At 44.0% G+C, this 26,810-nt stretch carries 15 protein-coding genes; 4 read left to right on the plus strand and 11 right to left on the minus strand.

Translation table 11 applies throughout. The features are described 5' to 3' along the window. The first annotated feature begins 194 nt into the window (after positions 1-194). Positions 195-1,406, plus strand: coding sequence for a hypothetical protein (locus tag LZ23_RS03260; RefSeq protein ID WP_157493091.1), 1,212 nt, complete (start codon positions 195-197; stop codon positions 1,404-1,406). Between the two features lie 201 nt (positions 1,407-1,607). Here the strand turns inward: LZ23_RS03260 and LZ23_RS03265 are convergent, their stop codons facing one another. The 11 genes from LZ23_RS03265 to LZ23_RS03315 all read right to left on the minus strand — a co-directional run bounded on the left by LZ23_RS03265 (position 1,608) and on the right by LZ23_RS03315 (position 19,594). After that, positions 1,608-2,033, minus strand: coding sequence for a type IV pilin protein (locus LZ23_RS03265; protein WP_045211567.1), 426 nt, complete (start codon positions 2,031-2,033; stop codon positions 1,608-1,610). A gap of 10 nt (positions 2,034-2,043) precedes the next feature. Then, complete coding sequence (locus LZ23_RS03270; protein WP_198145885.1) at positions 2,044-6,687, minus strand: pilus assembly protein; 4,644 nt, start codon at positions 6,685-6,687, stop codon at positions 2,044-2,046. A gap of 237 nt (positions 6,688-6,924) precedes the next feature. Next, entirely contained in the window at positions 6,925-7,443 is a 519-nt protein-coding gene (locus tag LZ23_RS03275; protein WP_045211569.1) for a pilus assembly PilX family protein, read from the minus strand. A 274-nt stretch (positions 7,444-7,717) separates the two neighbouring features. Beyond that, entirely contained in the window at positions 7,718-8,791 is a 1,074-nt protein-coding gene (locus LZ23_RS03280; protein WP_045211571.1) for a PilW family protein, read from the minus strand. Between the two features lie 605 nt (positions 8,792-9,396). After that, positions 9,397-9,885: a type IV pilus modification protein PilV gene (gene pilV, locus LZ23_RS03285; RefSeq protein WP_198145886.1), complete on the minus strand. Its 489-nt coding sequence runs from the start codon at positions 9,883-9,885 to the stop codon at positions 9,397-9,399. 476 nt (positions 9,886-10,361) lie between these two features. Then, on the minus strand, positions 10,362-10,997 hold the full coding sequence (locus LZ23_RS03290) for a GspH/FimT family protein (RefSeq protein WP_052507076.1): 636 nt from the start codon (positions 10,995-10,997) through the stop codon (positions 10,362-10,364). A 560-nt stretch (positions 10,998-11,557) separates the two neighbouring features. After that, positions 11,558-12,355, minus strand: coding sequence for a universal stress protein (locus tag LZ23_RS03295; RefSeq protein ID WP_045211572.1), 798 nt, complete (start codon positions 12,353-12,355; stop codon positions 11,558-11,560). Positions 12,356-12,787: 432 nt separating this feature from the next. After that, positions 12,788-15,154: an FAD-dependent oxidoreductase gene (locus tag LZ23_RS03300; protein ID WP_045211574.1), complete on the minus strand. Its 2,367-nt coding sequence runs from the start codon at positions 15,152-15,154 to the stop codon at positions 12,788-12,790. Between the two features lie 15 nt (positions 15,155-15,169). Further along, a complete protein-coding gene (locus LZ23_RS03305; RefSeq protein WP_045211576.1) occupies positions 15,170-16,807 on the minus strand; it encodes a glutamate synthase-related protein in 1,638 nt (545 codons plus the stop codon). Further along, positions 16,771-17,901, minus strand: coding sequence for a class II glutamine amidotransferase domain-containing protein (locus LZ23_RS03310; RefSeq protein ID WP_045211577.1), 1,131 nt, complete (start codon positions 17,899-17,901; stop codon positions 16,771-16,773). Before LZ23_RS03310 ends, LZ23_RS03305 begins: the two co-directional genes overlap by 37 nt. 40 nt (positions 17,902-17,941) lie before the next feature. After that, entirely contained in the window at positions 17,942-19,594 is a 1,653-nt protein-coding gene (locus LZ23_RS03315; protein WP_045211579.1) for an NAD+ synthase, read from the minus strand. A 1,013-nt stretch (positions 19,595-20,607) separates the two neighbouring features. Between LZ23_RS03315 and carB the strand changes: the two genes are divergently transcribed. The 3 genes from carB to LZ23_RS03330 are packed head-to-tail and all read left to right on the plus strand — an operon-like array spanning position 20,608 to position 26,235. Beyond that, positions 20,608-23,844, plus strand: a complete 3,237-nt coding sequence (carB, locus tag LZ23_RS03320; protein WP_045211580.1) for a carbamoyl-phosphate synthase large subunit — start codon at positions 20,608-20,610, stop codon at positions 23,842-23,844. A 7-nt stretch (positions 23,845-23,851) separates the two neighbouring features. Further along, positions 23,852-25,237 carry an amidophosphoribosyltransferase gene (purF, locus tag LZ23_RS03325; protein WP_045211582.1) on the plus strand — a complete coding sequence of 462 codons (1,386 nt, stop codon included), beginning with the start codon at positions 23,852-23,854 and terminating at the stop codon, positions 25,235-25,237. After that, positions 25,222-26,235, plus strand: coding sequence for a KpsF/GutQ family sugar-phosphate isomerase (locus LZ23_RS03330; RefSeq protein WP_232300389.1), 1,014 nt, complete (start codon positions 25,222-25,224; stop codon positions 26,233-26,235). Before purF ends, LZ23_RS03330 begins: the two co-directional genes overlap by 16 nt. Positions 26,236-26,810 lie beyond the last annotated feature (575 nt).

Raw genomic sequence — 26,810 nt, forward strand, 5'->3', positions numbered from 1 at the left:
CGTTGAATACACGCAGTGTAGGCGCAGCCATTCAACTGGGGCGAGCGCGGCAATCCTTGTTGCGAGCGAAGCGAAGCAATCTCGTGTTAAGGCTGATTTTTTAGTTATCCGCAGGCTCGGTCCCGGACCGCCCGGGTGAGGGGCTTAAAAAGAAATAAACTATTACTTTATGTGAGCAAGTTGTGAGTGGATTTTTGATTGATCATCAGTGCCCTCAATGCGGTGCACCTGCAGTATTCAAGGATACGGACAAGCTTTTCTGTTGTGATTATTGTCGAGTAAGATCTATTTTAACCAGCAGAGATTATTTCAGGTATATTCTTCCTGATTCAGCCCCCCCGGACAAGGATCTCATATACTTTCCGTATTGGAGGTTTCGGGGGTGTCATTTTGCAGTCTCCAGGAACAGCATTGATCACAAAATAGTGGATGTAAGCAATATGGCAACCAATGCTCAAGATTTTCCCATATCCCTTGGTTTGAGAACTCAGACCCAGCGTTTGAAATTTATGTCATCAGGGATAAATGCCAGGTTTTTGAAGCCGGATATTTCTCTGCGCAATGTCCTGCAGGGAATGATTAGAAGGTTTAATTCCAGAAGCAAAGGGCCGCAACATCTTAACAGCTTTATTGGCGATAATATCAGCATGATCTATGCACCGTACTATATCGAAAATAATATACTTATAGATGCAATACTTAACCGCAAAGCAACCAGGATCGAGTTGTTTGATCTTGAAAAATACAGTATGGACCAGCCAAACTGGAGTGTTGGTTTTGTCCCTGCTCTATGTCCTTCATGTGGATGGGACCTTGATGGACGTAGAGACAGCATTGGTTTTGCCTGCCACAATTGTGAATCCATGTGGGTGCATAATGGCAGGAATTTTCAGGGAGTAAGTTATGCTTGTATTGAAGCAGATGAAAATGACAATGTTGTGTATTTACCGTTTTACAGGATTGATTCTGAAGTGTCTAAAATTGAGCTGAGCACATTTGCTGATCTTATTAAAACGGCAAACCTGCCCAGAGTGAACAGAAAAGAGTTTGAAAACCAGCCATTCTATTTTTGGACACCAGCCTTTAAAATAAGGCCAAAAGAGTTACTTGGATTTGCTACCAGACTAACCTTGTCCCAGCCAGTTGTGCAGGAAAAAAAAGCCTTTCCCAAGCTTGAACCTTACCCGGTAACTTTATCCGGCATGGAGGTACAGGGATTGCTGAAGCTTATAATAGCAAATTTCAAAAACCCCAGTCTTGCAGGGGATTTAGGAAAGATTGGTATAAAAGCAAAAGAATTCAGGGTAGTATATCTTCCTTTTCATGCCAGGGGACGTGAGTTGTACCAGTATGAATACAAATTGCGCTTGAATGCCAATGTGCTTGATTATGCAAAGTATCTTTAATGCATGATAGCCATTCAACCAGGGGAGCGTGGTAACCCGTGCTTCGAGCAAAGCAATTTTGTGTTGGGGCATCTCAAGTTACTTGCAGGTTGGTCACGGGCCGCCTGGGTGAAGCGCTTACAATACAGTAAAAATTACAGGTTTAGTTCAAATGGAATACTTGTGACCTGAACATTAATATAAAAAGAATGTTACAATAGATCACCAGCAGTTGGAGGACGGACCGGAGGATCTTCTCCCCAAATGATCGATTGTGAAGAATTGACAATCAGAATCGCCTGCCTGCTCATTCTGGGCATCAGCCCTTACGATAAAACCCCTTGCCCAGGGGTTGTCTTCATTATCTGGACGTTCCGGAAAGCTAAGTAAGTAGTAACCTCTTTCAGAGGTCTCATGTATCAAGTCATTGGCACCATCACCAATAGTTGCCCCGACATAAGTATTGTTGTTGGTAAAAAAGCGCTCCATTTTTTGGGCGGCTTCCAGTAGTGCTACTTGTGCGTCTGCTCTTCGTGCCTTTGTAATATGGTTTGTGAAAGCTGGTATAGCAATGGATGCCAAGATTCCAAGCAGTGCAACTACTATCAAAACTTCAATCAAAGTGAATCCCGTCTTTGTTTTAGTCATATTTTATACCTTATCTGAGTTGTCGCCAAGATTGTCGTCCTGCTGATGCTGCATCTCCGGGGTTATTGACTATAGTTTCAACATCCCCGCTTGAGCTGCTTAAGTATTTTATTTCAAAGATGGGTGTATCAATTATTGTTGGGGGTGTGAGTATACCCCCACCACCATTTGGTTTTATTGCGCTGGGGGGAATTGTCATTTCAATATTGTTAATGGTGACAGTTAGCATATCTTCAACAGTAAACATTCTGTCTGAGTTTAAATCAAAAGGAGGGTAGTCAAGTCTGGCACCGGTCAGGGCGTCAAGCTCCATAAGCCAGCTTGAGCCACCAAAATCACAAGGGATATCTGAAGGAATCATAGTAACGAAAATTAAACGCCCCTTTTGTATAATGGCAGAGTGAACAACCATCTCACCTTGTTTACCGTAAACAGGGGAAATTAAATCCATGTACCAACCATGTCTTATAGGGTTTTCATTTTCATCGGAGTCATCTGTGTAGTTTACGTCTTCATTAGTGCTCATTCGCAGAGAAACACCTAAATCGCTTTCAAATAACTCAGCAATTATTGCTTGTTCCTGGAGATTTCCTTTTTCATCATTTCGGTCAACACTTGTTATGGAACTGCCAGTGTCACGCAGAGCGTAAAAGGTTGAATGTTGATCAATATTTAAAATATTGTCGCCAGTTTCAAAAAATTTTCCTGTACCAAAATAAACCATTACCCCCCCATCCGGGTGCCTTCCTACAGATGGTCTTGCTGTAATAGGTTGAGGCTGCCCGTCTTGATTAAGAGCAGTATATAGAGGATCACCATTGAAATCTACTTTCCAGTTATTAATATTATTACCTGTAAAGTCAAATCTCCACATATTTCCGTGCAGATCCCCGGCATAAACATAATCTGTAATTCGATCGTTATCTTTATCTACAGGAATTGGAGATGACAGCCCGTTTGGATTATTTAGATCTCCTGCAGAAGTTTCAATTTTTTTGAGCTTTTCTCCGCTTTCAAGGTCTAATATGAAAAGTTTTGCAGATCCATCTTTACTGTTATATCCATTACCGAAAATGGCAACCCAATGATTTGTTTTCAATCTTGCAATGGTTGGCTGCCCAATTGTGTATCCCAAGTCTTCATGCGCGAACTCCCAAAGCACATTTTGTTCAGAAAAATCATCCGGATCTGTTATATCCAAAGCAAAAACAGACTTACCACCAGCCCCGGTTGAGCCTACAAGTACTGTTCGCCACTGCTTGCCTATGCTAGGGTTTACTTCAATATATGCATCTCCCACTCTGGGCGGGCCATCAACAAAATATAAGTGACTATAGCCTGGATCGGTCAATTCCAAAAGGTTGGGAATTACTTCATTGGGGATAAATGCAAACATTTCATGACCATCCGATGCCCTGAAAGCATGTAGCATTCCATCATTGGCACCAACATATATCATGGGGGTCCTGTCTCTAACGCTGCTTAGAAACTGATTATATGCACCTTCTATATGTTCATCTTCAGTAAAACCTTCAGGAATAGACTCAATATTATAACCGAAGTTAGCTGTCCTGACAAATGCAGGGTTCGAATTTACAATGTCTCCTAACAGAGAATTTCTGTTCCGAAAAGTGCCGTTATTCTGCTCTTCATAGCTTTGATTTCCACGAATATAGTCTAATACATCACTACTGCCAATGGCGATTTTTTGATCTTCATTTAGTTCTGACCATAGAAACTCAATGCCTTGATCTTGAGCTTCTGGGTTATACGTATATATTTTTCTACCAGGGTATGAGATCAAGCTGCCAGCTTCCCACTCAGGTTCATCAATACTGCCATCCATACGAATAGGATAAGCAATTAACTCTCCTGACCAATCATCAGTTTTAAACCTCGCCTGATAAATGTATGTGTCTGAATCAATCCTGGATGAGTTGGCCACAACTGATGCAGCAGATCCGGTTGTTTCAACAACATCAATGAATACATCTTCCAGGTCCTGAGCTAATTTAGCTGGATCAATGGCAAAGTAGTAGTTATCAGGCAAGCCGTCACCTTGGGAATCCCAGGAAGATTGATCAGAAGGAAAGCTTTTCTTTTTGTTGTATCCGCCCCATTTGGCGGCATAATAAAGAGGTGTCTGCAAAAGATCACCTGTAGATGACCCGAGATCATAGGTAACAGCAGTTGCAGGATCTCCCATATTACAGTTGTTGCAGGAAAGAACGCCTGTTGGATCCGTATAACTGTAGCCATTAATGCCGGAGTGGGCGTGGTATCCATCCTGCGTGGTGCCGCTTATAATATATCCAAAAGCTAATTCTCTGGTAGATGATTGAGCAAAGACCTCAGTGGTTACGGTAATTTCAGCGCTGGAAATTTGGTAGGACAAAATTCCGTTCATATCCATATCATAATCACCACCCCATTCAGCTGCTTCCCAGTTAATCAGAAACTTACCAGTCCCGGCAGCAATATCCTGATCAACTATCTTAAAGTCTACAAGGCCGCATCTGCCATTATCATCGATGTTTTCGCAGGCAGGAAGAATCTGGACTGCAGTTTCGGTCTGGTTTGGAAGAGGAATGTTGATGGTTGGTACAGCTGGAGCCATTTCTACAGCATAGGTTTTGGCCTGAATATCAACAGTATTCCCTTGGGAATCGACCAAATCGGACCTCAGGCTTTGCGTATATGCATAATGAGAAAGCCCTGCAATATGAAAAGTGCCCTGCTGGCTTGGTGCCTCAGGGCATAGACCCTGAGTTTGTCCAAGGTTGGCAATGCTTTTTGGAGTACAAAGTCGGTCGTTTGTGCCGGTTCCAAATTCACCTACAAACCACGATTGGTTGTGAATCCCTTCCCCCTGTCCCACAACATCTGTGAGTTGACTTATGGAGCTTGCACCAATATCGCTCAAGCCGCCAAACTGATCATGATCATAAGATGGTATACTGGCATTTATGGCAATGATGCTAAGAGGGGCACACCAAGTTTCTGTACATAGAGGATCATCCCAGTCAGCACTTGTTAAATCAGGTATTTTGTCATCACCTGACACTTTGAAATCAGGGTAGGGCTCATTAGTACTGGAAAAGTAACGTAGAGTTTCAAGAAACATTTCAGACATGGGATTGCCCCAGTTTGTACATCTGCCGTCTGTGAAGGTTTTCAGACCAAAAGGGCAGTGGTCGCCTGAGCTTGATTCATAAGTTCCATCATTATGGCTATATCCATAAATGCGCATCAGATTAAGCGATCCAATGATACTTCCTTGAGCTGCTTCTTTGAAAGTGCCATCAGTCGAGATATTTACTTCATCTTCTAATTTGGAAGTATTTTTTCTTAGAACACCACCAGACTTGTTTCTGGAATAGCTGCCAGTCAAAAGTCCAAAGTGCAATCTACCGTCATCCCCGTAATGCTGGAGCAAGCCAATGGGTTTGTAGTTTCCATCGGGGTATTGCTTGCAGCGCTCTGCGCCAATTAAACCATCTACACAGACTTCAACCCTTGCATTATAGTCATTTATGCCTAAGCCAACATCACTCTTATCAGGATTATCAGAGTTTGCAGGAATCCCGGTAAAGCTATAAGCATTTCCATTGCTGAAATTTATACCTCCAACCCGCATTTCATTGTGTCCGGTACGATCCTTTTCGTCGCTCCAGCGACATTGCCAGCGTTCATTGGCTGTCCAGAGACTGTAGTTTCCGCTGGCCACACGAATGAGCGGAGGATCGGTGACATTTTGAGACCATGTGGTGCTCGATACCGTAGTATTACAGAAGCTTATTCCTTGCCGGGACTCGTTTATGATTTTCCAGTCATTATATGAGTTATTGTCTATCCCACTGCTATTGGTTACCTGAACACTAATCTCTCCACTGCCAGTACTGAAAGATATAATAACGCCTTCCATCCAAACAGTGTCCGGTGAACCTTGACTTCTTATGATTACCTGATCTCCGACTTGAGCATCTTCTGCTGAATTCCATCCCGTGCTGAATGTTTTCCGATCTCCGCTGTCATTACGAGAACCAGCAGGAACTGACAGTGAAGTGCTACTCGTTGTTTCAGTTGCAGAAGGCAAAGAAAAAGGGGTGAGTTTGTTTATATCATCTCCATCATAGTACCGTACCCAACTGTGGGCGTCATTGGGAAGGTAGGTCCGCTCAAGCACAGTTTCATCCGGTGCATCAAGTGATCTGTATCCGCCATATAGAATTTTGCGAATGATATCGATTCTGGCCATGGAAATATAATTAAGAAAATTGCCGCTCCAGTTATCATTGCAATACTTATCAGAGGTTTTAGACTCAGGAACAAAAAGGCCTTTGCTGTTATCATAGTTATAGCATTTGTAAGAATCAAAATAGCCGTAGTAATTTATATCATGGTTGTAAGTTCGTTCTGCTGCTCCATCGCCTGTGAGGTCTGCATAATCAGGGTAAGCCTCAAAATATAGCTGATGGTCATTAGACATGGTCAACATGACTTGGGGTGTGACTGATTGTCTGACAAGGAGTGGGACCTGGGAAATATTCATAGCAATTGCAATGTTTGCAAAATATAGGATCAAAAGAATGAAGATTATGAGTAAGGAAAACATTCTTGGGGATAGTTTTTCTTTCAATAGATATTCTTTCATAATTAAACTTCTTGCTATTTGTATTCCGTTGTTAAAACAAATTAAAATGATCATTAATTCCAGTTTTATGGACTTTCCCTAACAACTTGTGAAAGGGTGGATAATGCTTTCATAAAAAATAGCTAACTGCTGTTATCTTTTTATATAACTTGCAACTCAACTTTTTGCTTACATATCAGTGTCAGACACTGAAGTGATTAGCTAATTAAGAGGAAAAAAATAAAATTTTTGGCTGGATTACCTTTTATAAGTTGTTTGTAATATTATTACAGTGCTTTTTCGACCACCGGATGCTTTTGCTGTAATTCTATACATCCCAGTATCCGGTATAGGTTCATCTGCTGCAAGACTATCAGTTTCACCAGGTACTGGAGGGAGTTCCTCAATTATATAGTGAGGCTTAGCAGAGAGACCTTGGAGGCTTGTTGTAAAAATACGCGCATCAGTATTCCATACAGCATTATCAATTTGCCATAATTCAGGATCAGGCTGAAATAATCCGTTAGAGTTGTCAAACTCTGGCAAGGAGACAACCTCAAGAAGGCTCTCTCCTTCACGCAGCGCTGCTTCTGCAGCCTGGAAAGCCAGGTCACGATCTCTTAATCCGCTTGCCATTCTTTCTTCAAGGGTTGTAACCCTCATGGATACAACGGACAAAAGAGTAAGCACCATTAAGATAATGATGCCGATAACTAAGACAGTTCCGCATTCAGAGTTTTTTTCAGATACTGATAAATTTATGTCGAATTTATTCATTGATTATGCTCACTATTGATACTGAAAAAATTTTCCATTAGTTAGCCGCCCAAAGTCAGTCTCTTTTGCCCCCAAAATTATGATACATCCAAAAAGCTATAATATAGAGCAATGCCTGCACTCAATTTTAATACGCTGCCAGCCTTTCTAAGGCTTGTCTTATCACTCTACATTGTAACCTTAAAAGTCAGAAGTCATAAAAAAACAAAGACTTATGAAGGTTATTTTTTGCAGAGAAAGATTTCCTTCCAACATTTTGCGGGTCAATACTTGATTAAGGCAATCTATTCCTTAAGCCAACAGTGGTTGTGACTATTCTTCTGATGTTTTCATCATTGAATGGTCCGAATTCCTCATCAAGAACTTGGTACTTGGTAGCTGAATTGTTGTCTGTAGTACGAATAGGATTAGGCGATCTCATAAGTAGAGCTATTCTTACGCTGTAAACATCAGACCAGTCGTTTACCTGATCTGCTGTAATATATTCATCAATATTTCGATCGTTATCATTATCAACTCCATACATAATTTGCATCGTTTCCACTCCTTCAACAAGCTCTTCAGAGTTATCTGTTCCAACCCTGCGATAAAGTGATGGAGTGCCTGCAGGATTGTAACGAATATAGTATACGATAGTTGAGTATTTCATTATTTCTGCACCAGGACCAAATCGTTCGCTTGCAGGAGCATTGGCTCCTCCCCATGATGAAATGGCATTGCCCGGATCTCCGCTTGCGGGATGGGTGATATTTAGCGAACCAGAAGCAACTTGAATATTCCCTGCCTGAAAAACTCTCGATTTCTCACAGTCAGAAACAAGCAATATATCACCTTGACAAATGCCGCTCACTCGATCTGTTCCATCAGAGCAGGCTTTTTCTTCCTGAGAAGTTACACTGGCAAAAAGCTGAGCAGAATTATTGTTTTTAGTAATTTTAACACTGTCGCCAATGAGGGTTCTTACAACAATGACATCAGAATTGGGTACTGTCGGAATGCCGCCAAGGTCACTTACAGAAGATCCAACATTATTGAATCCTTCAATGCCTGAGGCATCGAATTTATAGCTCCACTCATCTGGGTTTTTTAAAGTATTGGTAAGAGGTCCATGGGAAGCACAGCCTCGATAGCCTGCCTGTCTTATATTGAAAGAAAGAATATCCAGGGCAAATCTTCCATTTTCTTGAATGCGGGAAAGTCCTTCCTGCATCCTGTAATTTGCTGTTGATGTAGTGAAGACTTGATATACACCTGTAATAATTACCAAACTTATTACCATCCCAACAAGCAGTTCAATAATAGTGAGTCCTGCTTGGAAAGTTTTATTGTATCCAACAAATTTGAGCATATAATTTACCGGCGGAAGTAATTTAGATTGTAAGGCAGTTAACTTTTGCTAACATTTTTATAAGCTTTTGGGTGTTAAAAAAATTACCAGCAATTTTCAAGCGTTTCACCGGGGAAACCGGGATCGAGCATTAGAATAACAGCCCTGATAAGCGGAGTCTGCATCCTGCAGGCAATTAAAAAACAGGCGACAGAAAACCGTCTTCACATTGAAAATCATTCCCATATTGGGAAATTGGGATAGTCCCCGCGAGGTACTATAATGAAGATTTATACTGCATTGGTTCCTTGAAGAAATATGCCTTTATGAAAAAATTAACAAAGCGAGGGACAGTCCCTGAGCCAGGCGTAAAGTAACTATCTTTGACGGAATTATTTTGGTAAATGTGCATGAATCACTTGCAAAAATGATGTAAATCTTGAAAAAAAATAAATATATTAATTTGTTAAAATGAAATTTTATAAATTTAGAACTTAAAAAAATGGTTTATCTGTTTTACAAATTTGGCATGAGTGATACTTGAAAGACGATTTCACGAAAAAATTAATATATCCAGATGCTGCAAGAGAAACTTAGACTACCCGATTAATACATAAAATATATAATTATAATTGAGATTGTGTTCTGAATTCTGTCAAATCTTGTTCTTCTTCAATTTCTGATCTTGACTCGTTCCATTTTATAACAACAGTGGCAATATCTGCATTCAGGCCAATAGACACTTTTCTTAGTTGTGGTAGGTTATTTGAAAGATTGGTTATCCAATACAGTATATCATCATAGATAACTTGAGGGATTTCAGGATTATTAAGAAAATTTTCTGTGATATTGATAATATCATCGTTTTCTAAAAAATCTAGCTCAAGGTTGTAAAATTCTGCCAGTGCATGGTTTCTATTAGCTCTCATTCTATCCATAATGTCATATGAAGCAAAAGTAGCTTGTGAATATAGATATGCACTATTATTGCTTCTTAAGCTTGTTATTTGCAAACCTGCAATTGCCAATAGTCCAATTGCCAGAATTGCAAGTGAGATAAGGATCTCCACAAGGGAAAAACCATAATTTCGATTTGCTTTTTGATTAGGCATCATTGGCTCAAATTTAATGTTAAAATTGATCATAGCATAGATGAGAGGCTTTGTGAATCTAATGTTGTAGTCCTAAGTATTATTGGAATTATTAAACGTTTAGACAACGGTTACTGGACTGTCAAAAATTATCGTGCATCCCTTTGGATTGACTGGTCTTTTTCATGCGATGTTTACAGTCATTCAGACACATAGAAAGCATAACCGCCTGAAATTATATGTATTTATTTCATATGCCAAAAAAATAACTGATAACTTTTACCGACACTAAAGAACAATTACTTTGTGCAAATTATGCAGTTCTTGACTAGCTGACATTGGGTCCTCCCCAGCTAGTTTTAAAATAACGCGTAATGATCATTCCTGATGGTATACCTATCAATAACCTAACAAAATATGGCAACTTTTAAGATTCTAACATCTTAAGAAAGAGTTATGACAAACCTGCTTAGGGGTGACTATCTACTCCAAGCTGTTATTCACGAGCAGGTAGTTCTTTCAGATCGCATACGACCTGTTCTGATTAACCTTAATTCTATACCTTGTTTATGACTACATAAAGTAATAGTTCCTGTACCAATACCAGCCACAGCTCCGTTTGCTAAAAAGGTAATACTTCTTTGAACGTTTGTGTTGCCCACCATTTTTACATTGTTGTCAAGAGGACCACGAATGCGAAGAAGTTGATCGTCCTGCTCAACAGTATTGTTTGCTTTAGGGTCTACAAAAATAATCCATCCTTGATCCCAGGAACCCTCTGTAGCGCAGGTTTGTCCGTCAACACTTACGCATAGCACAACCCTCTCGCTTCTTCTTACAGCCTCGCTACGAGCAAGGTTAAGATTACCTATAAATTCATTGGCAAGCGCGGCAACCCTGTTTGAATGAAACATTCCTTGTAAACGCGGAATTCCAACGGAAGCAATAATAGATATAATAGCTATTGCTATTACCATTTCAATAATGGTGAGGCCTGTCTCCTTTATAGGAAATTGCTGGCAAATTATTTTATGTGATTTTAAGTTTATCATAAAACCTTTATTGAAAGATATATGCTTTGATTTGCTACCTGTTTGATTTAATAGCTGTTGTAAATAAATGAGTAAGATAGCCATGCTAAACGTTAAAAATCATTAGAAACCCTGTATATCAGAAATAAGCAAATTAAAAGCCAAATATAATAAAATGAGACATATCGAATGAAAGCCAGTAAAGAAAAGCAGGAGAAAACTACAAAAGACTTGGCCGAATAGCCAAGATATCATAGGCATGGAGTGTCTATACCATAAGGGTAATCGAGATTACAAAATTGTTACTCATTTCTCTTTGGCTATATGTAAAAAAATACTTTCTCCGAGACTTCGACCTTTTATAGGATTAAGATTTTTCGTTGAGTTTTTAACGTTAAAAATCTTCCATAAGTCTATCGCACAATTGCCCCAATTAGCTGCAATGAGCTCTGAAAAACAGACGGAACACTGTCAACATAATTAAACTGGCAACACAAAGCCACAACATTCTTTGCGTTTGAGGCAAAACGTGGCAATATTACAACTGCGCGATCTTTTGTTCCACTTTAATTATTGTGTCGGATACAAAAAAATCGATAAATAACCCACATCCTTTATTCTCTGGTTAAGGTCTGACACCGACAATAAAAATATAATACTTTTTTTCATGGAATCAACAGTACCGAGCTTTTTACCCCAGAGGTGACTCTGGCGCATGTTGAGCCCAAAATCCTGGAAGGGAAGGGCTCATTGATTCGACCAAGGATTACCAGATCGCTTTTTTCCTGTTCAGCAGCAGCAATGATGTGTTTTGATGGAGAACCGATACGGGAAAAGTGTCTGATGTTTTCATAGTCGCTCTGAAATTTTGCTTTAAGCTCATCAAGCTTTTCTTCTACTCTTTCCCTGCGCAGTTGTTCTGTCAGAGGGTCGGAAGCTCTTTGCCCTACATGAAGAATAATTAATTCAGGAATAAAGCGACCAAGTCGAGAAACATGGGGCCAGGCTCTCTGGGCTGCTTCTGCAAAATCAGTGGCAAAGAGAACCTGTTGAACTGATTCATGGGCTTTTAGTGCAGGTCTTTGTTTGTGAACGAAGATTGGTATATCCGACAATCTGATGACATCATCAGTGACACTGCCCAATAGGGTTGATACCAGGATGTTTTTAGTACTGGCAGGCATATAAATGACGTCTGCTTTTTCGTTCAGGGAAGCGGCCACAACTTCAGAAGCAGTACTGCCGGATGTGATTTTGTATCGAGCATTGATGTTGGATTTCTGCAAATCATTGACAATGCTGTCCAGCTTGGAACGAGCATGGAGTTCGTTACTGATTCCAGGGTTTAGCACATGGAGCAGAATAAGTTCACGACCGCCGAATTTATCGATAAAAACACAGCGTTTTTTTAAAGAAGAGGTCTGTTCACTTAATGATACTGGGTGTAAAATTTTTTTAAACATGGTGATTATTTTTATTAATTACTTTGACAGTCGGCAAGATGCCGGCTCCACAATTTTAATGACAGATAGTTATCACTATTTCTTGTTTTTTATGACAGGGTTTCAGGGGTTACAGGAGTAAGTTACTAACAGTTTATATCTTTGAAGGCAAAAGAAAAGTCTCAGAGGTCGGGGATCAGAGGTCAGAGATCAGAGATCAGAGGTCAGAGATCAGAGGTCGGAGGGCAGAAGTCAGAGGGCAGAGGGCAGAAGTCAGAGGGCGGAGGAGGGGGCACTGGGCTATGAGAGTTTGCCCACGGAACATACTGAAAATCACGGCATATGCGCTGTCTGGCAATGTTTAATGACCTTCGTGTCTTGGTATACTCCGTGGGCAGTTATTTTTTATTTTTAAATGAAACACCATGCTGACCAGGAATTTGCAGTAAATGTCTAACCCATGGGAAAGTTTTCCACAAGGGCCCAGACTCCGCACGGGCAGCATCCAGCACAGAATCCACAGCCAATGCATCTATCCGGGTTTGCCTGTCTTTGAAAGCTGCCGTCCTTTTCAACGCGCTGGATGGCCCCGGTGGGGCAGACTGCATCGCAAAGGTTGCAGTCCATACACGCTCCGCAGGATGAGCATTGAGTGGCGCAGCTACTCAGGCCATCATACTCAGTAGTACGCGGATCATAATATTCTAAGGTCATGCGGGAATAATCAATTCTGTCTGCTGTCTCGCTGTACTCAATGGAATAGTTTTTAAGCCAGGAAAGCTGCTTGTCCGGCAGTTCTCCCTTGATGATGGCGTCTATGGCGGAAGATGCCCGGCGGCCTGCTCCAATGGCGTCGGTTAACAGGCCTGGCTTGACAATGTCGCCTATGGCAAAAACTTTGGGGTTGGAGGTCTGATTGATCTCATTAACCAGGATAAAGCCTCTATCTACGGCAATGCCAGTACTTAGAAAATCCAATTGGGGCACATCCCCTATGGAAATAATGACAGTGTCGGCAGGTATGACTTCTCCTGTGGTCAGAACCACGCCTTCTGAGGTAACTTCCTTAGTGAAACAAGGATATCTAAAACTCGCGCCCACTGCTTCAGCCTCTTTTCTTTCCTTACCAAAAGAAGCCGGTTCCTGGATGTCAATCAGGGTGATTTCTTCAGCGCCAAGTCTATGCGCTTCTGTGGCTGCGTCACAGCCAACATTGCCTGCTCCGATTATGACCACTTTTTTACCAACATCCTGAGAGTTTTTTCTGGCATTTTTAAGGAAGGTTAAAGCAGGGATGATTCTTTCAGATCCAGGGACTGGAATCGTTCTGGGTTGTTGAGTGCCTGCAGCTATGACCACGAATTCATAATCCTTTTGCAGCTGTTCAAACTCTTGAGCACTCAGATTGTGCTGCAGCTGAATATGGGAAAGAACCTGGCGCACTCTTTTGAGTTCCGCACCCAATACTTCAGGAGGCAGGCGGTGTTCAGGGATTGCTGAACTCATTTTACCCCCCAGTTCTTCTTCGAGATCATAGATGACAGCTTCATGCCCCTGAAGACGGAGCTGCCATGCTACAGATATGCCGGCAGGCCCACCGCCTATAACCGCGATTTTTTTGCCACTTAAAGGAGGCAGCTCTGGAGGCTTGGAATCAATGCCTTTTCGACCAAGTATGGTTATGTCTACGGGCTGAAGCCTGCCAATATTCTTGGTGCAGCCCTGCATGCACAGGTTAGGGCAGAGATAACCGCAAATGGAAGCTGGAAAAGGAGTAAAGGCAAGAGCTACATCATTGGCCTCGTCCACCTTGCCTTCCCGGATAAGTCGCCAGCGTTCCTGCACAGGTATTCCTGAAGGACAGGCTGCCTGACAGGGAGACATGTATTTTCGGTGTTCCCAGACAGGAACATATCTGCGCAGGTCCCCGGTGGTAACTAAGGGAACAGGACTTCTGTCCAGATCGGTCAGTTCCCCGATCATACCACCCTGTCCCAGTTCCTTGTCCCACACATTTTTGCGAAATTCGGACATGGATCGCCTTGCACTGCCCACCTTTTCCATGGGAGTTCTGGCAACAAGGCATTGCCACTCTTCTCTATGTGTTAGTTTATCCAGTAGTCCCGGCTTGCTGATTTTGTCCAGAAAACTGCCCAGGTTTGACTTCAGCCAGTCCCATTCATCTTGTGTTATGGGGGTAAGACGGGCATCTGTTGTGCTGTAACCCTGGATAGGGCCGCGAAAAAAGATTTTTCCTCCCACCATGCCCACACAGGGCCGGTACCCCAGAACATTCTCAGTATCTTGAGGGTTATGTCCGCAAATAACAGCCACACCACCAGCCATGAATTCCGCAAAATAGTCTCCAGTGGAACCAAGCACCCACAACTCCGGAGGGTCAAACCTGGGGTTATACTTGGTCATGGTCATGCCTCGCGAACCGATACAGCCTGCTATATAAACCTTGCCCTGGGCCATGGCATTACAGGCTCCATTGGTGGCGTATCCATGGACAATGATCTCAGCTCCGGCATTGAGCCAGCCTACATCATCGGAAACCGGACCGTGAACCTCTATGGTTGTACCCCGGGTGCCCATGGCGCCTGTTCGCTGACCAGGCGCACCAGTGATGTCGACTTTTATCTCTTGTTTGCAGGCCTCAAAAATTCTGCCTCCAAGACCGTGCTGGCCAAATGCATTTATTTTTAAGTGTTTTACTCCATTGTGAACAGCCTGCTGAATCCTTTCTTCAAGAACCCGGGATGATACCCGGGATGTCTGATCTTTTCCATGGAGTTCCATAGTGTCTTTATTGTTCATATATGTTTTCCTTTATCAGACAGCATATTTGATCTGTAATCTATCCGCGGCCGCCCTGTCCGCGATACCGAGAGCATCGGACATGCCAATGGGCAGGGAAGTGGAGCGTCCTAAGGGTGCCACTATCTTTTTGAGTTCTGTATCAAAACCAGTATAAACATCAACCACCCGCTGAGCTACCTGTTCCGGGTCAAGACGTCGATACAGACGAGGATCCTGGGAAGTAATGCCCTTGGGACATCTGCCAATATTGCATATATTGCAGCGATCACCTTCGGTACCAAGACAACCGGCAGCAGCCTGCATGATGTATTTGCCGATCTGCACTGCACTGGCTCCCAGCATGAACAGTGCAGCAGAGTTAGCCGCAAGGTTGCCGTTTTTCCCAGTGCCGCCTCCTGCAATAAGGGGAATTTCATTTTGCATGCCCAGTTTGACCAGGTTGAGATAACAGTCCCGCAAATTAGAGGCTATGGGGTGCCCCATATGGTTCATGGAAACATTATATGCGGCTCCGGTTCCTCCATCTTCTCCATCAATGGCCAGTGCCGAGGCATATGGGTTTCTGGTCAGGTTGTTCAGTACAGCAAGAGAGGTGCTGGAAGCAGATATCTTGGGATATACCGGTACCCTGAAACCCCAGGCCATGCTCATGGACTGGATCATCTTGGCCACAGCCTCTTCTATGGAATATTTGGTCTGATGTGTAGGGGGGCTGGGCAGACTGACTCCCGGAGGGACTCCGCGAATGGCTGCAATGAGCTGATTGACCTTGTGCCATTGCAGGAGACCGCCGTCACCGGGCTTGGCTCCCTGACCGTATTTTATCTCGACAGCACAAGGGTCTTCCTTCATTTCAGGAATGGCATGAATAATTTCATCCCAGCCGAAGTAACCACTGGCTATCTGCAGAATAACATATTTAATGAATCTGGATCTGAGCAGCCTGGGCGGGCAGCCGCCTTCGCCTGTACACATGCGGACAGGCATTTTAAGTTCTTCATTAAGGTACGCCACACCCATCTGCAGACCTTCCCACATATTAGGTGAAAGTGCCCCAAAACTCATACCTCCGATGAGCAGGGGGTAAATTTCACGTACAGGCGGGCTCCATCCATTTTCCAGGGTGGCCTCCAGGGCTTTGGCAGGTGACAGGATTCTGCCGATGAGGGTTTTGAGTTCAAATTCATGCCTGCCGGCATCTAATGCTGGATCAGTAAGCATGGATATGCGGATGAATTTGATCTGATCCAGTACACTGTCGGCAGAATTGCGCCTTCCACCTCTGGTTCTCGGCAATCCGGCCGAGTCTCGGTGAAACTTGAGGGAATCAGTATGTTCTGAATGGACAGGGCTTATGGCGTTGTTGGGGCAGACAAGGTTGCACATGCTGCAGCCCACGCAGGCAAAAACCGGATCTGTTTTCTGTCTGATTCCATAATATACGTCAGGGGTTGACTCAGGCTTTTGTGTAGATCCAAAGCCTGGAATATTGATTTGTCTTTTGCGGAAGGTTCCAAATTCAATGGCCTTTACAGGGCAGATGGAAGTACAGCGTCCGCACAGGGTGCAGGTGCTTATGTCCCATTTAATCTGCCACGGCAGTTCACGCCGGCTTAGCGTTGAAGGGGTAATGGCTGCGTTTGCCTGCATATTTTCACCTCCCTGCAATCGGGTTGAACAATAACTGTATCTAAGTGCATGGGTTGAAAGTCCTTTGATTTATCCCTGTCAGAAATGACTGCGTCCAAACCGCAGGATTCTGAGGAAAAAGCATATAATCCGGGTTTTCCGCCTACAATTCCGGGCCGGAGTTTTTTTCTGTCCTGAACCATAAACATGGTTTTGTCAGGCAGACAGCCAATAACACAATTGGGTCCATCTATGATGAGTCTGCGGCAGGACTGTTTGAGTTTTTCCAGAAAATCCTTCTGAGGGTGTCTGGCCATGTCATGGTCCTGCAGCGGAGTGATGATGTGTTTGTATGCTTCAATGCCAAGTTTAAGCTCTTTGAGTGTGAAGTGCAGAATATGGGTAAATACTTCTGAATCAGACTGATAACCTTCATACCCCAGAACTCCCTGGGTGCTGAGATATTCTTTAATGGGAATGAAGGCTGTATTTTCACCATTGGTCATGCTGGCAACACCCTGGATGAAAAATGGATGGCAGGCATAAAGATTGATGCCGTAATTGGTGTTCTGGCGGCCCTGAGCAAGAATACGCCGGGCGTATATATCTTCGCGGTCAAGGCCGAGATAGGTTCCAATCTCCATGGGATCGCCCACTTCCTTGATCATGACCACATCCGGCCAGAAGCTGAAGATGACCATATCTTCGTTTTGTTGACCCATGTGGCGCAGGGTGAGTCTGGTTCTGGTCAGTTCCTTTTCCTGCTGCTCAGGCGTAAGATCAGACCAGCTTTCTGGAGGTTCATAAACCTGAATCAGGTATATCTCTCTTTTGGGAGTACCAGGCGGGGGAGCAACTCCTGCCTCTAAGGTCACGAGATGCCTGGGCAGAAATCCCTGGGATGACATATAGTCTTCCAATCGTCTCAAACCTGACTGGGTGAATATTCCGGAAAGAATGGGCAGGTCCTTATACTTGGCAAACGGCCCTTCAAGGTCTGATAAAAAAAGACCTATGCCGGACCCGTCATGGCCCTCTTTCATCATGTCCAGCGCCTGTATGGCCTTCATGGGAGAGACCGGTTCAACACTGGTTAAAGAAAACAGTCGACACATATTTTTCCTCCACATATGGCCGGTCAATAATCAGCAGGGTTTACATTTTTGTAACTTTGGTGCAGCTTGCGGTGACAGGCATGCGCCAGCCTGTTCCAAAGGCCCGATCAGTTATTTTCAAACCTGGAGGACTCTGGCGGCGCTTGAATTCAGCCTTGCGCACCATGTTTATTACTTTTTTGACAACTGCCGGGGAATAGCCGCGAGCGATTATCTGTTCAAGGTGAAAATTACACTGGACGTGCAGATGCAGGATTTGATCCAAAGTTTCATAATCAGGCAGGCTGTCCTGATCTGTCTGGTCAGGTTTGAGCTCTGCAGAAGGCGGTTTTGTTATGATTTGCTCTGGAATGATGTTTTGCTCATGACTGTTAATCCAGCGGGCAATGGAATAAACCAGAGTTTTGGGGATATCTGCAAGAGGTGCCAGCCCTCCGGACATATCTCCGTAAATCGTGCAGTAGCCTACGGCCAGTTCGGATTTGTTGCCTGTAGCCAGTACTAACCATCCCATTTTATTGGAGATGGCCATGAGCAGGTTTCCTCTGATTCTGGACTGAATATTTTCTTCAGTAATGTCAGGTTCCAGGCTGTGAAAGACAGGCGCCAAAGCATGGTCAAAGGATTGCATCAGATTGCTGATGGGGATTTCTAATGTTTTGATACCGATATTACGGGCCAGCTCTATAGAATCTTCTACACTGCCTGTGCTGGAATAAGGTGAAGGCATCATGACCCCGGTTACTTTATCGGGGCCAATAGCCCTGGCTGCAGCCACTGCTGCCAGCGCAGAGTCAATCCCGCCTGACAGGCCCAGAACAATGCCGGCAAAGTTGTTCTTGCAGGTATAATCCCTGATACCCGCTACAACAGCCTGCCAGGCTTCGGATTCCTTTGTGAAGTCGTGGTGTTGAACCCTGTTGCTGTCATAATTGTTTAGATCAACTATGAGCAGGTCTTCATCAAATTCCTTTGCAGCAGCAATCATGCGTCCATTATGGTCTACAGCCATGCTTCTGCCGTCGAAGACAAGGTCGTCATTACATCCTGCCTGATTGCAGAAAAGAAAGGGCAACCTGTATTTCACAGCAAGAGAGCTGAGCATACCTTTTCTAAGAGCCTGTTTGCCAAGAGAAAAGGGAGAGGCGGAAAGATTGACAATTATGTCCGCACCCTGGTCAGAAAGGTGTTGAACCGGGTTGGTCCGGTACCTTTTATTTTCCCAGAAATCATCATCATTCCAGATGTCTTCGCAAATGGTGACCCCGATTTTAAGTCCATGATAGTCAAAAGAACCGGGATGCTCACTTGGTAAAAAGTAGCGTTGCTCATCAAAAACATCATAATTGGGCAAAAGGCTTTTGCCGAAAAAACCTGCAATTTTACCTTGCCAGAGCAGGCAGGCACCATTAAGCAATGCTTCTTTTTTGTGATGGCGCCAGGGTGTGCCAACCAGGACAGGAGGGCAGTCGTGGAGCTTGGAAGCCAGCCATTTCAATGCTTGATGAGACTCATCAATTAGATCTGATCTGAAAAGAAGATCCCTGGGGGGATAACCGGTAATGGCAAGTTCAGGAGTGATACACATATCTGCTTTCAGAGCAAATGCCCGGCTGGCGGCTTTCAGGATGAGCAGGGCATTATTCTGGAGATCACATATGGTTGGATTGATCTGTAAAAGGGCTACTCGCATGAGGGATCCTTGAGTCAATGTACGTGTAAATTGTAGACTTTGATTATCTTAGACCATGGTTAATTGTCAAATTTGTAAAAAATGGCCAAAAGCTGGGAGATAAAATGACGTTTTTGTAATACTTTGTGATTTATTGCTGGTTTGGCTTGTAAGCTCCTCACCTGGGTGTACCGGGACCGAGGTTACGAGTAACTGCCTTTAAAGTGGAGTCTGCATCCTGCAGGCTATTAAAGATTAGGCGGCTGGAAGCCGCCTCCACATTGAAGAACAGACCCGTACTTACCCCTCGTCCCCAGGCTCCAGCCTGGGAACGTTTTGCTCTTGCGGCTCCAGCCGCTTCTTCAAGATGTGGTTAGAGCCACAAAAAAAGAGGTATTCCCAGGCTGGAGCCTGGGAATAAGAAAAAACCTGGATTCCGGCTTTCGCCGGAATGACGACAAAGAGTAGTAGTTTGCTTTAACCGTCACCCCGGACTTGATCCGGGGTCCAGTTTTTTTGAAGTTACTTGTAAGCTCCTCACCCGGGCGGACCGGGACCGAACTTGTGAGTAACTTTACGAGTCTGTCACTTTTCTGGAAATTGGGACAGTCCCCGCGAGGTACTATAATAAAGAACGATACTGCATTGGTTCCTGGAAGAAATTTGCTTTAATGATAAAATTTACACAGCGAGGGACAGTCCCTGTGCCAGGCGCAAAGCTCTCATCTTTGACGGAATTTTTCAGGCAAATGTGCATCAATCATAAGCAAAAATCGTAAAAATATGAAAATTCTAACCGTTTGATTTTATTAGCAAAACGATTCCAGTTACTTGTAAGCGCCTCTTGAAAGTCCACCCATGTAAAAATATTGACCTTGCCAGCCATTACCGGTAGATATACAAATTTGCTGGTGTCATCTGTTGCAAACCATTGGTTTGTGCTGCTCAAACTTTAAGAAAACTGACTTTGTCAGCTGATACGTTACCATGACGTAAATATTTATAATTAACCTTATATCCTAAAAAGATCAGACATGCCCAAAAGAACAGATATTCAAAAGATTATGCTTATCGGATCCGGACCTATTGTTATCGGCCAGGCTTGCGAGTTCGACTACTCAGGCACTCAGGCCCTGAAGGCTTTGAAAGAAGAGGGTTATGAAGTCATCCTGGTCAACTCCAATCCGGCAACTATCATGACAGACCCTGAACTTGCTGACAAGACTTATATCGAGCCAATTGAACCGGAGACTGTGGCCAGAATTATTGAGCGTGAGCGTCCTGATGCCCTGCTGCCTACTCTGGGCGGTCAAACAGGCCTGAATACAGCAGTTGCTCTGGCTGAGGATGGTACTCTTGACAAATACGGGGTGGAACTGATTGGAGCGTCTTTGCCAGCCATTCAAAAGGCAGAGTCGCGACAGGAATTCAGGCAGGCCATGTCCAATATAGGCCTCAAAGTCCCCAAAAGCGCAATAGCACGTAATATGGATCAGGTCAGAGACCTTGCCCAGCGCATTTCTTTTCCAATAATAATTCGTCCAGCTTATACTCTCGGTGGAACTGGAGGCGGAATTGCCTATAATATGGAGGATCTCGAAGCTATCTGTTATCAGGGTTTAGAGGCAAGTCTGAAAAGCGAGGTCATGCTGGAAGAGTCTGTTCTTGGCTGGAAGGAGTTTGAGCTTGAGGTCATGCGGGACAAGAATGATAATTGTGTAATAATATGTTCCATTGAGAATGTGGATCCCATGGGAGTCCATACAGGAGACTCCATTACAGTTGCTCCAGCCCAGACTCTGACTGATCATGAATATCAGCTCATGCGTAACGCTTCCATTGATATTATGCGTGAAATCGGCGTGGAAACCGGTGGATCCAATGTTCAATTTGCCATCAACCCGGATAATGGCGACATGGTGGTCATTGAAATGAACCCCAGGGTATCAAGATCTTCAGCGCTTGCATCCAAAGCTACCGGGTTTCCCATAGCCAAGATTGCAGCCAAGCTTGCTGTTGGCTATACACTGGATGAGATTCCCAATGATATCACCAAGGAAACCATGGCTTCCTTTGAACCCACCATTGACTATTGCGTCATCAAGATACCCAGATTTACTTTTGAGAAATTTCCCGGAGCAAAAGATGTACTGGGCACTGCCATGAAAAGTGTGGGAGAAACCATGGCCATTGGAAGGACTTTCAAGGAAGCATTTCAGAAGGGACTGCGATCCTTAGAGACCGGGCAACTGGGGTTTGCTTCGGGTTTCAATGAGGCTTTGCCGTCTGAAGAAGATATAAGAACAGCTCTCAGGGTTCCCAACTCACAAAGGATGTATGCCCTTCGTCAGGCCATCTTGCTTGGTTTGGGCACTGATGAAATATACAGACTGACGGGTATAGACCCATGGTTTATTCAACAAATGGAAGAGATTGTTGATTTTGAGAAACAACTGCTGGAATTGAGTCGCAAAGAGAAGCTGTCCATCAGTAATTCTGGTCTCAAGCCAGCGATAATCAAGGCCAAGGAAATGGGTTTTTCAGATCGTCAACTGGGGCTGATCTGGAAAAAATCAGAGGAAGAAGTGCGCAAAATTCGCAAAAAGTTTAATATTGCACCAACATATTATCTGGTTGATACATGCGCCGCAGAATTTGAAGCTTATACACCTTACTTTTACTCGACTTATGAAAAAAACAGTGAAGTATCCCCGGACAATCGTAAAAAGGTTCTGATCCTGGGAGGAGGCCCTAACAGGATAGGGCAGGGCATTGAATTTGATTATTGTTGCGTACACGCAGCCTATTCCCTGAAGGAAATGGGAGTAGGTTCCATAATGGTCAATTCCAATCCTGAAACTGTAAGTACGGATTACGATACTTCGGATTTTCTGTACTTTGAGCCCCTGACATTTGAAGATGTCATGAATATTATTGATTTTGAACAGCCTGACGGGGTGATTGTACAATTTGGCGGACAGACACCTCTTAATCTTGCTGTCCCGCTAATGAAGGCAGGGGTGCCCATTATTGGCACATCTCCGGACAGTATAGACCGGGCTGAAGACCGGGAGCGTTTTCAGGCATTGATCAAAAAGCTTAACCTGCTTCAGCCGGCCAATGGCACAGCCAAATCCATTGAAGGCGCAGCAGCCATTGCCTCGCAAATCGGTTATCCCATAGTGGTCCGGCCGTCATATGTCCTGGGAGGGCGGGCTATGGAAATAGTTTATGACCAGGAGCAGCTGCAGGCCTATTTTAAAAATGTAGTCATGGTTTCTCCTGATCATCCCATATTAATTGATAAATTTCTTGAGCATGCCGTGGAAGTTGATGTGGATGCCTTGAGTGATGGACAGGAAACATATGTTGCCGGCATCATGGAGCACATAGAGGAGGCAGGGGTGCATTCGGGAGATTCAGCCTGTGTTTTGCCTCCGCACTCCATTGATGCAGAAATTGTTCAGGAAATTGAAGAGCAGACCAAGAAGCTGGCCCGGGAATTGAATGTAATAGGCTTGCTGAATATCCAGTTTGCAGTCAAGGATGGACATGTATATATACTTGAAGTCAATCCCAGAGCTTCCAGAACATCGCCATTTGTGAGCAAAGCTACTGGAGTTCCTCTGGCCAAAATGGCCACGCAGGTCATGATGGGGCGTAAACTGAAAGACCTTGATCCATGGTCCATGCGTAAACAGGGATACTATTCTGTTAAGGAAGCAGTATTGCCGTTTAACAAATATCCTGGAGTGGATGTGCTCCTGGGGCCGGAAATGCGCTCAACAGGAGAAGTCATGGGGATTGATGACAACCTTGGTCTGGCCTTTATGAAAAGTCAGCTCGGAGCTGGCCAGATGCTCCCTGAAAAGGGATGTGTCTTTATTTCAGTCAATGAGTACGACAAGCCTCACTGTGTTGAACCGGCAGCTGCTTTTCATGAGCTGGGCTTTGAAATAATGGCCACAAGGGGCACTGCTGCTCTTTTGAAAGAGCATAATATTCCCTGCAAGGTGGTAAACAAAGTCTTTGAAGGGCGTCCCAATGTTATTGACAGCATTAAAAATAAAGAAATCAGTCTGGTCATCAATACATCTTCAGGCAAAAAAACTGTAAGTGATTCGTCATCTCTCAGGCAGGCTGCTGTATTGTACAGGATTCCATACACCACTACCATTGCTGCAGCCAAGGCGCTGGTTCTTGCCATCAAGGAAAAGGCGAACCTGGGTTTAAATGTCAAAAGCATGCAGGAATACTATATTACGAAGTAGTTATATCATGAAAAAAGAATATTGCGGATTATTTGGTATATATGGACATTCTGAAGCCGCCCGTATGGCATACTTCGGGCTCTACGCCCTGCAGCACCGGGGTCAGGAAAGCGCTGGAATAGTTACCTGGGACGGCAGTAAGATCAGGGAGCAGAAGGGAATGGGCTTAGTGGCGGACGTATTCAGCGAGCATCACCTTGGTCACCAGCTCAAAGGTGATATTTCTCTCGGCCACATCAGATATTCCACCACTGGAGCTTCACTTATCAGAAATGCACAGCCATTTCTGGTCAGATTCAAGAATATGTCCATTGCCGTGGGGCATAACGGCAACCTGGTCAATACATATGAGCTGCGCCAGGAACTTGAGGATCAGGGAGCTATCTTTCAGACCACCATGGACAGTGAGATAATTGTCCACCTCATTTCCAGGTATATGAACGGAAATTCCTTTGAAGAAGCCCTTATCAAGGCTATGAAAAGAATAAAAGGAGCTTATACACTTTTGATTCTGGCCAATGACAAGCTCATTGCTGTTCGTGATCCACATGGCTTTCGTCCTCTTTCCATCGGCAGGGTGGGGGATTCATATGTTCTTGCTTCGGAAACGTGTGCCTTTGATTTGCTCGAAGCGGAATACCTGCGCTGTGTAAATCCAGGTGAAATGGTTATTATCGAGCAGGGCAAGCTCAGAAGTGTATTTTATGCAGAAAATCAAAAGAATGCTGCCTGTGCCTTTGAACTTATTTATTTCGCAAGACCTGATTCCATAGTATTTGGTCAGGAGGTTTATCAGTCCAGAAAAAGAATGGGTATGACACTGGCCAGGGAAGCCCCGGTTGATGCTGATTTTGTCATGCCTTTTCCTGACTCGGGCATGTATGCCGGAGTAGGGTATGCTCAGGAGTCTGGTTTACCCTTTGAAATGGCCATGATCAGAAATCATTATGTGGGCAGGACCTTTATTCAGCCGTCTCAGGATATGCGTGACTTTGGAGTCAGAGTGAAGCTTAATCCAGCGAGAAGTATGATCAGAAACAGAAAGCTTCTTATTGTTGAAGATTCCATAGTCAGAGGCACTACAATTAAGACCAGGGTGAAAAAGCTTAGAGAACTGGGTGCCAGAGAAATTCATATGCGTGTAAGTTGTCCGCCCATCCGCTTTCCATGTTTTTATGGTATTGATTTTTCATCCAAAGGAGAACTCATAGCCGCCAACCATGAAGTGAATGATATTGCCCGTTATATTGGGCTGGACAGTCTCCATTATCTGTCCATCGACGGTTTGCTGAAAGCCATCAATAACAATCAGGGTTTTTGTCTGGCCTGTTTTAACGAAGATTATCCCGTTCCACCCGGCAGCCATTGCGGAAAAATGTGTCTGGAAGTGTAGCCGTGCCCTTTGACTCGCATGAGTATCTGGATCTTGCTCGAACCGTGCTGGATATTGAGATAGAAGGCATAAAGGCGGTCAAAGAGGACCTTGACCATAATTTCAGCACTGCATTATCAAAAATGGCAGCGTGTTCAGGAAGAATCGTTATCACAGGTATTGGCAAGTCAGGGCTTATTGGCCGCAAGATTGCCGCAACCCTGAGCAGCACAGGCACCCCTTCCTTTTACCTGCATCCTGTGGAAAGCGCTCACGGCGATATGGGCATGATTACCTGCCATGACCTGATACTGGCCATCTCCAACAGTGGAGAAACCGACGAACTTAATTCAATTATTCCCAGTTTTAAGGCTCTCGGGGTGAGTATAATTGCCATTACCTCGGATTCTCAATCTTCCATGGCCCTATTGTCTGACATTACCATTAAAGTTAAGGTTCCAAGAGAGGCCTGCATGCTGGGGCTGGCACCCACTGCAAGCACTACTGCAGCTCTCGCCGTTGGAGATGCTCTGGCCATCTGCCTTATGCGCTGTAAACATTTTGAGCCGGCAGATTTTCAAAGATATCATCCAGGGGGTTTTCTGGGGCAAAGACTTGGCAAAAATATTCTGGAGCTGATGCACACTCAGAACCTGCCTGTTGCAGATCATACTACCAGTTTGCAGAATGCTCTGGCTGTCCTGAACCAGGCTGGATTCGGAGTAGTGTTTATCGTTGATGATCAAAATATTCTTCATGGGGTTATTACAGATGGTGATGTTCGTCGTATGGTTTGTGCTGACAGGATTGTTCCCACCGAACCTGTATCCAGATTTATGAATCCCTCACCTTTAAGTGTTGATTCCGGGGTTAATGCCGGTGTAGTTCTTGATATTATGGAAGAAAACACAGTAACTGTGCTGCCAATAGTGGATCAACAGAAGAAAATTATGGGCATTATACATCTTCATGATCTCCTTGGTAAGGGAAAATACAAGTTTTCTGTATCGCATGCATAGATCAGCAGGGGCGGGTGGTTTCTAAGGTCTACAGTCTAAAGGCTAAAGTCTAATGCGGGCTGTGCCCACAACCCAGTTTAAACAAGAATAGTTGAGTTTGAACGATAACCTTACTTTTCAGACTGAAGACTGAAGGCTGAAGGCTGAAGGCTGAAGGCTGAAGGCTGAAGGCTGAAGAATAAGGATCTTGGGCATCATTGCTCTTTCAAGGTTAAATCAATTTCTTGTTTTTTTCTACAGGGTTGAAACGGTAAGTTACTAAAGTCCAAGGTCCAAGGTCCAAGTTCTAAGGTCCAAGGTCTAAGGTCCAAGGTCTAAGGTCTGATGTCCAAAGTCTAACGTGGATTATGCCTGCAACACCGGCTGTAAGTTACTAACCGCTTCAATCCTGTTAGTCCGCAAGCAAATTCGAGGGATTTCCTGCACAGCAGGGCTTTTCCGGGGCAGCAAAAAATTATTTTTATACTGACAAGAGCAATAATGTCCAAGAACCTGAATCTTCCACCTTTCACATTCAGCCTTCAGTCTGAAAAGTCCAGTTATGCCCCCAACTTGACGATCCTTGTTTCTGTTGG

This window comes from Desulfonatronovibrio magnus, from assembly GCF_000934755.1.
GTDB lineage: Bacteria > Desulfobacterota > Desulfovibrionia > Desulfovibrionales > Desulfonatronovibrionaceae > Desulfonatronovibrio > Desulfonatronovibrio magnus.